Annotated in this window: 9 protein-coding genes; 8 read left to right on the top strand and 1 reads right to left on the bottom strand. The window is 75.5% G+C overall.

From position 1 onward, the window contains the following. From ACFCX4_RS11865 to ACFCX4_RS11835, 7 genes are all read left to right on the top strand, one after another. Positions 1–1,026: an NAD-dependent epimerase/dehydratase family protein gene (locus ACFCX4_RS11865; protein WP_376140994.1), complete on the top strand. Its 1,026-nt coding sequence runs from the start codon at positions 1–3 to the stop codon at positions 1,024–1,026. Further along, positions 1,014–2,297 (top strand): DUF4910 domain-containing protein, encoded by a 1,284-nt coding sequence (locus ACFCX4_RS11860; RefSeq protein WP_376140992.1) that lies wholly within the window; start codon positions 1,014–1,016, stop codon positions 2,295–2,297. Before ACFCX4_RS11865 ends, ACFCX4_RS11860 begins: the two co-directional genes overlap by 13 nt. 5 nt (positions 2,298–2,302) lie before the next feature. Further along, positions 2,303–3,634: a hypothetical protein gene (locus ACFCX4_RS11855; RefSeq protein ID WP_376140990.1), complete on the top strand. Its 1,332-nt coding sequence runs from the start codon at positions 2,303–2,305 to the stop codon at positions 3,632–3,634. Beyond that, entirely contained in the window at positions 3,631–4,578 is a 948-nt protein-coding gene (locus ACFCX4_RS11850) for a glycosyltransferase family 2 protein (RefSeq protein WP_376140988.1), read from the top strand. The genes ACFCX4_RS11855 and ACFCX4_RS11850 overlap by 4 nt, the downstream gene beginning before the upstream one ends. Continuing rightward, positions 4,575–5,885, top strand: coding sequence for a polysaccharide pyruvyl transferase family protein (locus ACFCX4_RS11845; RefSeq protein WP_376140986.1), 1,311 nt, complete (start codon positions 4,575–4,577; stop codon positions 5,883–5,885). Before ACFCX4_RS11850 ends, ACFCX4_RS11845 begins: the two co-directional genes overlap by 4 nt. Then, positions 5,882–6,439: a dTDP-4-dehydrorhamnose 3,5-epimerase gene (rfbC, locus tag ACFCX4_RS11840; protein WP_376140984.1), complete on the top strand. Its 558-nt coding sequence runs from the start codon at positions 5,882–5,884 to the stop codon at positions 6,437–6,439. Before ACFCX4_RS11845 ends, rfbC begins: the two co-directional genes overlap by 4 nt. Before the next feature lie 62 nt (positions 6,440–6,501). Then, positions 6,502–7,806, top strand: coding sequence for a glutamate-1-semialdehyde 2,1-aminomutase (locus ACFCX4_RS11835; RefSeq protein ID WP_376141024.1), 1,305 nt, complete (start codon positions 6,502–6,504; stop codon positions 7,804–7,806). A gap of 7 nt (positions 7,807–7,813) precedes the next feature. On the opposite strand, the gene ACFCX4_RS11830 is transcribed toward ACFCX4_RS11835, so the two are convergent. After that, positions 7,814–8,479 carry a phosphatase PAP2 family protein gene (locus ACFCX4_RS11830; RefSeq protein ID WP_376140982.1) on the bottom strand — a complete coding sequence of 222 codons (666 nt, stop codon included), beginning with the start codon at positions 8,477–8,479 and terminating at the stop codon, positions 7,814–7,816. 599 nt (positions 8,480–9,078) lie between these two features. Here ACFCX4_RS11830 and ACFCX4_RS11825 point away from each other — a divergent pair. After that, positions 9,079–11,211 (top strand): LPXTG cell wall anchor domain-containing protein, encoded by a 2,133-nt coding sequence (locus ACFCX4_RS11825; protein ID WP_376140980.1) that lies wholly within the window; start codon positions 9,079–9,081, stop codon positions 11,209–11,211. Positions 11,212–11,296 lie beyond the last annotated feature (85 nt).

The raw sequence follows: 11,296 nt of genomic DNA, 5'->3' as shown, positions 1-11,296 counted from the left end.
TTGCGAGTACTGCTGACCGGGCACCAGGGCTACCTGGGCACCGTGATGGCCCCGGTCCTCGCCGCGGCCGGGCACGACGTCGTCGGCCTGGACTCCGGCCTGTTCGCCGACTGCGTCCTCGGCCCGGTGCCCGCCGACCCGGCGGGGCACCGGGTGGACCTGCGCGACGTCACCGCCGAGCACGTCGCCGGGGTGGACGCCGTGATCCACCTGGCCGCGCTGTCCAACGACCCGCTGGGCTCGCTGGCGCCGGACCTCACCTACGACATCAACCACCACGCCGCCGTCCGGCTGGCCCGGCTGGCCCGCGAGGCCGGGGTCGGGCGCTTCCTGTACGCCTCCACCTGCTCCGTCTACGGCGCCGCCGGCGGCGACGAGCTGGTGACCGAGGACGCCCCGCTGCGCCCGGTGACGCCGTACGCGGAGTCCAAGGTGCGGGTCGAGGACGACCTCCACGAGCTGGCCGACGGCGACTTCAGCCCGGTGTACATGCGCAACGCCACCGCCTTCGGCTACTCGCCCCGGCTGCGCGCCGACATCGTGCTGAACAACCTGGTGGGCCACGCGCTGCTGTCCGGCGAGGTGCTGGTGCTCTCCGACGGCACGCCCTGGCGCCCGCTGGTGCACGCCGCCGACATCGCCCGGGCCTTCGCCGCCGCGCTGGTCGCGCCGCGCGAGGCGGTGCACGACCGGGCGTTCAACATCGGCAGCGAGACCAACAACGTCACCGTCGCCGAGATCGCCGGCCAGGTCGCCGAGGCGGTGGCCGGCGCGAAGGTGCGGATCACCGGCGAGAACGGCAGCGACCCGCGCTCCTACCGGGTGGACTTCGCCCGGTTCCGGGCCGCCCTGCCCGGCTTCGAGTGCGAGTGGTCGGTCAAGCGCGGGGCGATCGAACTCGCGGACGCCTACCGGGAGTTCGGCCTCACCCGGGAGGGCTTCGAGCAGCGCTTCACCCGGCTGGCCGTGCTGCGCGCGGCGTCCGGGGCCGGCACCGTCGACGACACCCTGCGGTGGCGCCGGTGACCGCGGTCGGTGACCGGATGCACGAGCTGGTGGAGCGGCTGTACCCGCTCTGCCGGAGCATCACCGGCGACGGTGTGCGCGCCACCCTGGACATCGTCGGCGAGTACGTCCCGCTGCGGGTCCACGAGGTGCCGACCGGGACCCAGGTGCTCGACTGGACGATCCCGCAGGAGTGGAACATCCGGGACGCGTACATCGCCGACGCCGCGGGCGAGCGGGTCGTCGACTTCGCCGCCTCCAGCCTGCACGTGCTCGGCTACAGCGTGCCGGTGGCGGCGACCATGCCGCTGAGCGAGCTGCGCGGGCACCTGCACACCCTGCCCGACCACCCGTCCTGGGTGCCGTACCGGACCAGCTACTACAAGCCGGAGTGGGGGTTCTGCCTCTCCCAGGACACCCTGGACGCGATGCCGGACGGCGAGTACGAGGTGCGCATCGACTCCACGCTCGCCGACGGCCACCTCACCTACGCCGAGCACGTCGTGCCCGGGCAGGTCGCCGACGAGGTGATCGTCTCCTGCCACGTCTGCCACCCGTCGCTGGCCAACGACAACCTGGCCGGCGTCGCGGTGGCGGTCTTCCTGGCCCGGGAGCTGGCCGAGCGCACGCCGTACTACACCTACCGGTTCATCTTCGCGCCCGGCACGATCGGGGCGATCACCTGGCTGGCCCGCAACGCCGAGCGGGTGGAGCGGGTCAAGCACGGGCTGGTGCTGGCCTGCGCCGGCGACCGGGGCGGGCTGACGTACAAGCAGAGCCGGCGCGGCGACGCGGAGATCGACCGGGTGCTGCGGCACGTGCTGCGGGAGTCCGGGCGGCCGCACCGGGTCACCCCGTTCACGCCGTACGGCTACGACGAGCGGCAGTACTGCTCGCCGGGGTTCGACCTCGGCGTCGGCTCGCTCAGCCGCACCCCGTACGCCGGGTACCCCGAGTACCACACCTCGGCCGACAACCCGGACTTCGTCTCCCCCGAGGCGATGACGGACACCCTCGCCGTCTGCCGCGAGGCGTTCGCGGTGCTCGACCGCAACCGGCGGTACCTCAACCTGTCCCCCCACGGCGAACCGCAGCTGGGCCGGCGCGGGCTCTACGAGTCCCTCGGCGGGCGCAGCGACGCCAAGGAGGCCCAGCTGGCGATGCTCTGGGTGCTCAGCCTCTCCGACGGCGGGCACAGCCTGCTGGACGTCGCCGAACGGTCCGGACTGCCGTTCGAGGCGGTCGCCGTCGCGGCCGGCGCCCTGCACGCCGCCGGACTGGTCAAGGCCTGACGCCGATGACCACCGGGAGGGAGCAGACGACGGCACCGGCGGACCCGCCCGGGAGGACCCGGCGGGCCGCCGGCCGGGGCATCGCCGGCCGGCTTTCCTGGGGACTCGCCGACCAGGCGGTCTCCAGCATGACCAACTTCGCGGTGGGGGTCTTCGTGGCCCGCTCGCTGGGGGTGACCGCGTTCGGCGTGTTCAGCCTGGCCTGGCTGACGTACGGCCTGGTGCTGAACGTCGCCCGCGGGCTGGCCACCGACCCGCTGATGGTGCGCTTCAGCGGTGTGCCGGAGGCGCTCTGGCGCGCGGCCGCGGCCCGGGCGTCGGGGACGGCGCTGGTCATCGGCTCGTCCCTCGGCACCGTGTGCCTGCTGGTCGGGCTCGGCGTCGGCGGCCGGATCGGGCCCGCGTTCGTCTCCCTCGGCCTCGCCCTGCCCGCCCTGCTGCTGCAGGACTCCCGGCGGTTCGCGTTCTTCGCCGCCGGGGCCGGGCACAAGGCGTTCACCAACGACCTGGTGCAGGGCGTCGCCCTGGTCCCGGCCATGGTCGTGGCCGCCCGCGTCGACACGGTGGCCGCCTTCCTGCTGGCCTGGGGCGCCGCCGCCGCGGTGGCCGCCGGGTACGGCTTCCTCCAGTCCGGCATCCGGCCCCGGGTCACCGCGGCCCGCGGCTGGCTGCGCGAGCAGCGCGACCTCGGGACCCGCTACCTCGCCGAGAACGTCAGCCTCAGCGCCGCCGGCCAGCTCCGGGCCTACGGGCTCGGCGCGATCGCCGGGGTTGGCGCGGTGGGGACGGTCCGGGGCGCCGAACTGCTCCTCGGCCCCTTCCTGGCGCTGCTGATGGGCCTGTCCCTGGTGACCGTGGCGGAGGCCGCCCGGGTGCTGCGCCGGGCCCCGCACCGGCTGGGCGCGTTCTGCCTCCGGCTGGGCGGCGGGCAGGCCGCCGCCGCACTGCTGTGGGGCGGCGCGCTGCTGCTGATGCCGGACCGGCTCGGCGAACTCGTCCTCGGCGACGTCTGGCACTCCGCCTCGCAGCTGATCGTGCCCGCCACCCTCGGCGTCGCCGGGGCGGGCCTCGGCAGCGGCGCCGCGTCCGGGCTGCGCGCGCTCGCCGCGGCCCGGCGCAGCCTGCGCTGCCAGCTGTTCGCCTCCGCCTGCTACCTCGGCGGCGGGCTCGGCGGAGCGGCCCTGGCCGGCACCGCCGGATCCGCCTGGGGCGTCGCCACCGCGACCGCCTGCGGCGCGGCCGTGTGGTGGTGGCAGCTGCGGGCCGCCCTGCGCGAACACCACCGAGCACCCGTCACCGAACCACAGAACGACATCCCCGAAGTGAGGACGACATGACCGCCGTACCCCGGTTGAGCATCGGGCTGCCCGTCTACAACGGCGAGGAGTACCTCGCCGAGTCGCTCGACGCCCTGCTGGGCCAGACGTACGAGGACTTCGAGCTGGTCATCTCGGACAACGCCTCCCGCGACGGGACCCAGGACATCTGCCGGCGCTACGCCGCCCGCGACTCCCGCATCCGCTACCTGCGGCTGCCCCGGAACATCGGCGCCTCGCCGAACCACAACCACGTGTTCACGCAGTCCCGCGGCGAACTGTTCAAGTGGGCCTCGCACGACGACCTGTACGCCCGGGACCTGCTGCGGCGCTGCGTGGAGGCGCTGGACGAGCGGCCCGACGTGATCCTCGCGCACGCCGACCAGGCGATCGTCGACGGCGACGGCCGGGTGAAGGTGCCCTACGAGTACGGGCTCGCCACCGCCTCGCCGCACGCGCCGGAGCGCTTCCGCAGCATGCTCTTCGAACCCGGCGGCGACGACTTCTACGGGGTGATCCGGGCCGACGTGCTGCGCCGGGTGAAGCCGCTCGACAGCTACCACCACGCGGACCGCACCTTCGTGGCCGAGATCGGCCTGCGCGGGCGCTTCCACCAGGTGCCCGAGCTGCTGTACTTCCGCCGCGACCACCCCACCCGCGCCGAGCGGGCGAACCCCTCCAAGCGGTCCCGCTGCGTCAACCTGGACCCGCGCCGGGCCGGGCCGCTGCACCCGACGCCCCGGCTGCTCGCCGAGTACGTCTGGGGCTTCGTCTCGACGCTCCAGCGGGTGCCGCTGTCCCCCGCCGACCGGCGCGAGTGCTACCGCCACCTCGCCGCCTGGGCGACCAGCCGGGCCCGGCCCGGCGCCGGCGAACGGGTCGAGGACCGCGCGCCGGTCGACCCGGACCGGCTCGCCGTCTCCGTGGACGCCCTGGTCGCCGGGCGCGAGGGGAGGCAGGCATGAGCGCCGGGAACAGATCCCCGGTGCGGGTCGGGGTGTTCGGCCTGCTCGGCTCCGGCAACCTCGGCAACGACGGCTCGCTGGAGGCCGTGCTGCGCTACCTGCGGGCGGAGCACCCGGACGCGGTGGTGGACGCGCTGTGCGGCGGACCCGAGGCGGTCACCGCCCGGTTCGGGATCCCCGCGACCCGGCTGCACTGGAACCGCGGGGAGTACCGGACCGCGTCGCGGGCCGGCGCGATGGTGACCAAGGGCCTGGGCAAGTTCGTCGACGCCGCCCGCACCGCCGCCTGGGTGCGCCGGCACGACGTGGTGATCGTGCCGGGCATGGGCGTCCTGGAGGCCACCCTGCCGCTGCGGCCGTGGGGCTTCCCCTACGCGCTGTTCCTGCTCTGCGCGTCGGGCCGGCTGTTCGGCACCCGGGTGGCGCTGGTCAGCGTCGGCGCCGGCGCGATCGCCAGCCGGCCGACCCGGGCCCTGGTGCGCTGGTCGGCGCGGCTGGCCGCGTACCGGTCGTACCGGGACGCCCCGTCCCGCGACGCGATGCGGGCGATGGGCGTGGACACCCGCCGGGACGAGGTCTACCCCGACCTCGCCTTCTCGCTGCCCGCGCCCGCGGCGCAAGCGCCCGGCGGCCCGCCCGGAACGGTCTGCGTCGGCGTCATGGCCTTCCACGGCGGCAACGACGACCGCGCCCGGGCCGCGGAGATCCACCGGCGCTACCTCGCCGGGACCACCGGGTTCGTCCGCGCGCTGGCGCAGGAGGGCCGGCCGGTCCGGTTGCTGATGGGCGACGGCGTCGACGAGCCGGTGGTCGCCGGGATCCTGGCCGCGGTGGACTCCCCGCTGGTCACCGCCGCCTCGCCGGCCTCGCTCGACGACCTGATGCGGGAGACGGCCGCCGCCGACACCGTGGTGGCCACCCGGTACCACAACCTGATCTGCGCGCTGAAGGCCGGCACGCCGACCCTCGCCCTCAGCTACGCGGCCAAGAGCGAGGCGCTGATGGACCGGATGGGGCTGGGCGAGTACTGCCACCCGGCCCGCGAGGTCGACGCCGACCGGCTGATCGAGCAGTTCCGGGACCTGGAGAAGCAGTCGGCGCAGCTGCGGCTGACCCTCGCCGAACGGAACCTGGCCGCCGGCCGGGAGCTGGAGCGGCAGTTCGAGGCCCTGACCGAGGTCCTGTTCCGGGCCGGCGGCCGCGGCCGCGCACGGTCCCGCGGCCGCGCTCCTTCCCACGACCACCACGGGTCCCACCAGCACCACTCGTCCACCGATCACGACCACGCCTTACGGGAGGCTCCATGAAGGTGACCGAAGTACCCGAGATCGCCGGCGCGTACCTGTTCGAACCGACACCGTTCGCCGACGAGCGGGGCTTCTTCTGCCGGACGTTCGACGCGGACGTGCTCCGGTCCGTGGGCATCGACCCGACCGCCTTCGTCCAGCACAGCGTGTCCCGCTCGGTCCGGGGCGTGCTGCGCGGCCTGCACCTGCGCTCCGGCGCCGGCGAGGCCAAGCTGGTGCGCTGCTCCTACGGGGAGGTCTTCGACGTCCTCGTGGACCTGCGGCCGGACTCGCCGACCCACGGCGGCCGGGCCTTCTTCCGGCTGTCCGGCGAGACGCAGGCCAGCGTCTACATCCCGGCCGGGTGCGCGCACGGCTTCCAGGCCCTCTCCGGGACGGCGGACGTCTCCTACCGGATCGACCGCCCGCACGATCCCGCCGAGGACGTGACGATCGCCTTCGACGACCCGCAGCTCGCCATCCCCTGGCCGCTGCCGGCCGTCGCGATGTCCAAGCGCGACCGGGAGGCGCCGAGCCTCGCCGAGGCGCTGCGGCCCGAGGGCGGTCCGGCGTGAGCGCCCGGGACGGCCGGGAGGCCGGGGGCCTCCCGGTCCCGGGGGCCGGCGACGGCTTCGCGCTGCCCCGGTCGCGGGAGGCGAACGCGCGGCTGCACGCCCTGATCCCCGGGGGCGCCCACACCTACGCCAAGGGCGAGGACCAGTACCCCGAGGACCTCGCCCCCGTGATCAGCCACGGCCGCGGCGCCCACGTGTGGGACGTCGACGGCAACCGCTACGTCGAGTACGGCTCCGGCCTGCGCTCGGTCAGCCTCGGCCACGCCCACCCGCGCGTGGTCGAGGCGGTGCGGCGCGAACTCGACCGCGGCAGCAACTTCGTCCGGCCGTCCGTCGTGGAGATCGAGGCCGCGGAACGCTTCCTGGCCACCGTCCCGACCGCCGAGATGGTGAAGTTCGCGAAGAACGGCTCCGACGTCACCACCGCCGCGGTGCGGCTCGCCCGGGCGGTGACCGGCCGCACGCGGGTGGCCGTCTGCCACGACCAGCCGTTCTTCTCCGTCGACGACTGGTTCATCGGCACCACCCCGATGTCCGCCGGCATCCCCGCCGAGATCGCCGGACTCACCGTCACCTTCCCCTACGGCGACCTCGCCGCCACCGAGGACCTGCTCACCCGCCACCGGGACGAGATCGCCTGTCTGGTCCTCGAACCCGCCGGCCACGCCGAGCCGCCGCCCGGCTACCTCACCGGCCTGCGCGAACTGGCCGACCGGCACGGCTGCCTGCTGGTCTTCGACGAGATGATCACCGGCCTGCGCTGGTCCGAGGCCGGCGCCCAGGGCCTGTACGGCGTCGTCCCCGACCTCTCCACCTTCGGCAAGGCGCTCGGCAACGGCTTCGCCGTCTCCGCGCTCGCCGGGCGCCGGGACCTGATGGAGTACGGCGGGCTGCGCCACTCCGGCGAGCGGGTGTTCCTGCTGTCCACCACGCACGGCGCGGAGACCCACTCGCTGGCCGCCGCGATGGCGGTGCAGACCACCTACGCCGAGGAGGGCGTCACCGCCCGGCTGCACGCCCTCGGCGAGCGGCTGGCGGCCGGCGTCCGGGAGGCCGCCGCGACCGCCGGCGTCGGCGACCACGTCCTCGTCCGGGGCCGGGCCAGCAACCTGGTGTTCGCCACCCTCGACGGGGACGGGCAGCCCTCCCAGCCGTTCCGCACCCTCTTCCTGCGCGAGCTCCTCGCCGGCGGGGTGCTGGCCCCGTCGTTCGTGGTGAGCAGCGCGCTGGACGACGCCGACATCGACCACACCGTCGACGTGGTCGCCCGGGCCTGTGCCGTCTACCGGAAGGCCCTGGACGACCCCGACCCCGCGTCCTGGCCGGCCGGACGGCCGGTCAAGCCCGTCTTCCGCCGTCTGGTGTGAGACGGGTTCAGGACCTCCTGCGCCGGCCGGCCGCCCGGTCGACCAGCCACCCGGCGGCCGGTGTCACCGCCAGCGCGGTGCACCAGCCGCCGAGGGCGTCGGTCGGGTAGTGCGCGCCCAGCGCGACCTGTGCCCAGCCCATCACGCCGCCCGCGGCCACCGCCGCGGCGGGCACGAGCAGCGTCCCGGCCGACCTGCCCCGGCCGGGACCGGCCGTGACCACCGCCAGCACGAGCGCGAGCGCGGTGAGGAAGGCGGTGTGCCCGCTCGGGTAGGAGAGGTTGTCGCCGCCGTGGATGGTGCGCCCCACCACGTGCTTGAGCAGCGTCGCCGTGCCCACCGCCGCGCCGACGCCGACGACGAGGAACGCCGCCGCGCGCGGGTGGCGGAGCACCAGCAGCCCGGCCACCAGGGCGCCGACCAGCAGCGCGGCTCCCACCGGCTCCCCCAGGGCGTCGACGGCCAGCGCGGCCTCCCGCCACGGCGACCCGACCCCGTCCACCACCGGGCCGATCCGCTCGTCCACCTCCCCGGGCCCGCTCTCCCCGCCGTACAGCACCCCGAGCGCGGCCACCACCAGCGCCGCGAGCCCCGCCGTCCAGCCGAGCCATCCCCACGCCCCCGCGGGCAGCACCGCGCCCCGACGGCCGACCGCCCCGATACGAGCCCCCACCACGTGCGCCCCCGCCCGCCGGCACCCCGCCCCCGGCCGGGAGCCCGGTACCGGCCTTCGTCCGCCAACCCGGCCACCACTCAAGGAACTTGATCCGCATCCTATGCCCCGGCGCTCACCGGCCACCGGCGTACGGCCGAACCCGGGCACCGGGGCGGTGGGACCCGCCGGGTGCGGTGGGCGGCGCGGCGGCCGGCCCGCACCGGGCGGCAGCGGCGGGGGCGCACACCGTGGGCGATCCGGCTAGCGGTGTTGCACCGGCCAGGTGAAGGAGCGACCGGCGGGGCTTGGGCGGCAATCGGCACAGGTACGAGGTTCTGCTGTCCGTACCGCCTCCTGTCAGCGAGGTCCCCGTGTCGCCCGTCCGACGACCGCACCGCCCATTCGTCCTGTCCGCCCTGCTCGCGGCGGCGCTCGGGGCCGGCACCGCCGCCCTGGCCCCGCCGTCCGCGGGGGTGCCGAACATCGGGCGCGCCCCGGCGGCGAGCGCGGCCGCCGCCGACCGGTCCGCCGAATCCGCGGCCGCCCCCGGGACGCTCCCCGGGCGGGCCGCGAGGCCCCGGGGGGCCGGGACCCAACGGCCGATCGGACCGGACCCGGTGACCGACCTGCTGGCCCACGGCAACCTCACCATGGCCTCCAACTCCGTCCTCACCTGCGACGACAGCGACGGCTCCGTCTGCAACGACACCGAGGGCACCAACAACGGCCGCACCAAGTACGTCAAGACCGACCCCGCCGCCCCCGGCAACAACGCCTCCTCCGCGCAACTGGAGATCCCCGCCGGCGCCCGCGTCCTGTCCGCCCGCCTCTACTGGCAGTTCAACCCCACCAACACCAGCACCGCCGGCGGCACCTCCGGCGACATCAACACCGGCAACACCGTCGCCTGGAAGCCCCCGGGCGCCGCGGCCTACGAACGGGTCACCGCCGACACCTACGACTGGTTCGACCAGCAGGTCGGCGGCAACCCGCCCGAACCCCTCCTCGCCGGCGCCGGCGTCACCGACGTCACCGCCCGCGTCGCCGCCGCCGGCCCCGGCAGCTACACCGTCGCGGACATCCAGGCCTGCGCCGGACGCTCCTCCGCCCAGAACTTCGGCGGCAACAACGTCGGCTGCTGGGGCGGCTGGTCACTCGTCGTCGCCTACGAGGACACCACCCAGCCCCTGCGCTACCTCCAGACCTGGGACGGCTTCCAGCTCCTGCGCAGCCCCGACAACCTCGCCACCCTCACCCTCGCCGGCATCCGCACGCCCGCCACCGCCCCGCCCGCCACCATGGGCGTCACCGTCGGCGACGGCGACGCCCCCATCGCCGGCGACCAGCTCCTCGTCGGCGCCGCCCCCGACGCCCTCACCCTCCTCGACATGCCCGCCCCCGCCGGCGGCACCACCACCGACAACGCCTTCACCGGCCGCATCGACCACGTCAACACCGACGGCACCGCCACCAACACCACCACCCGCGACCCGGCCCCCGTCAACAACTACGGCTACGACGCCCGCACCATCGACGTCACCGGCAAGATCCCCGCCGACAGCACCCAGGCCGTCCTGCGCATCAACGGCGCCGGCGACGCCCTCCACCCCCAGGCCGTCTGGCTCGCCGTCGACGCCCTCGAACCCGACCTCCGCATCACCAAGGCCAACGACCCCCCGGGCACCACCACCGACACCCCGCCCGGCCTGGTCGCCCCCGGCACCGACATCACCTACACGTTCACCATCGCGAACCGCCACCCCGACGGCACCACCGCCGATCTCGACACCGCCACCGGCGTCACCCTGACGGACCGGATCCCGGACGGCACCGCCTTCGTCGCCGGGTCCAACCCGGCCTGCCAGGCCTCCGGGCAGACCGTCACCTGCGCCGTCGCCGACCTCGCCCCCGGCGCCGTGACCACCGTCTCCTTCAAGGTCGCCGTCGACGCGGGGGCCGCCGTCGGCACCCGGCTCGACGACACCGCGACGCTCGACTTCCGGGGCGGCCAGACGCAGCGGCCCCAGGAGCGGACCAGCAACACCGTGCGCAACACCGTCGCCGCGGTGCCCGCGTACACCGTCGTCAAGACGGCCACCCCCACCAGCGCGAAGCCGGGCGACACCGTCCGCTACCGGATCCAGGTGAGCAACACCGGCCGGACCGCGGCTCCCGGCGTGACCCTGACCGACGACCTGTCCGCCGTCCTGGACTCCGCGGCGTACAACAACGACGTCACCGCCGACCTCGGCAGCGCCCAGGTCACCGGCAACACCCTCGGCTGGACCGGGGACCTGGCCGTCGGCGCCACCGCCACCATCCAGTACTCCGTCACCGTCCGCTCCGCGCCGACCGCCGGCGCGGTGCTGCGCAACGGCGTCACCTCGGGCACCTACGCGAACAACTGCGCGTCGGGCTCCACCGACGCCCGGTGCCGCACCGAGGTCCCGGTCACGGTGCCCGGTCCCAGCCCGAGCCCGACGTCCTCGCCGAGCCCCACCGCCTCCCCCGGTCCGACGACCCCGCCCAGCCCGAGCCCGAGCACGAGCACCGGCCCCGCGCCGTCGCCGAAGCCCACCAGGCATCCGACCCACGTTCCCCCGCCGGGCCACGGCGGCGGTCACGGGGGCGGTCACCTGCCCCGGACCGGCAGTGACACCGCCCGGCTGCTGCCCCTCGTCGGGCTCGCCGCGCTCGGCGCCGTCGCCCTGGGCGCGCTCCTGCTGATCCGGGCCCGCCGCACCCGCTGACCCCTCCCCCGCCGACCGCGGGGAGCGGCACCCCCGCCACGCAGCCCCACGGCCGCCTCCACGACTCCCGTGGACGCGGCCGTGG

Origin of the sequence: Kitasatospora sp. NPDC056327 (assembly GCF_042261735.1) — a bacterium.
Taxonomy (GTDB): Bacteria; Actinomycetota; Actinomycetes; order Streptomycetales; family Streptomycetaceae; genus Kitasatospora.
Note: the sequence above shows the minus strand (reverse complement) of the source record. Positions and strands in the feature narration are given on the sequence as shown.

Excerpts from the sequence above, each read along its gene's own strand:
- ACFCX4_RS11855 (WP_376140990.1), top strand. The coding sequence starts at position 2,303 with ATGACCACCGGGAGGGAGCAGACGACGGCACCGGCGGACCCGCCCGGG.
- ACFCX4_RS11850 (WP_376140988.1), top strand. The coding sequence starts at position 3,631 with ATGACCGCCGTACCCCGGTTGAGCATCGGGCTGCCCGTCTACAACGGC.
- ACFCX4_RS11845 (WP_376140986.1), top strand. The coding sequence starts at position 4,575 with ATGAGCGCCGGGAACAGATCCCCGGTGCGGGTCGGGGTGTTCGGCCTG.
- rfbC (WP_376140984.1), top strand. The coding sequence starts at position 5,882 with ATGAAGGTGACCGAAGTACCCGAGATCGCCGGCGCGTACCTGTTCGAA.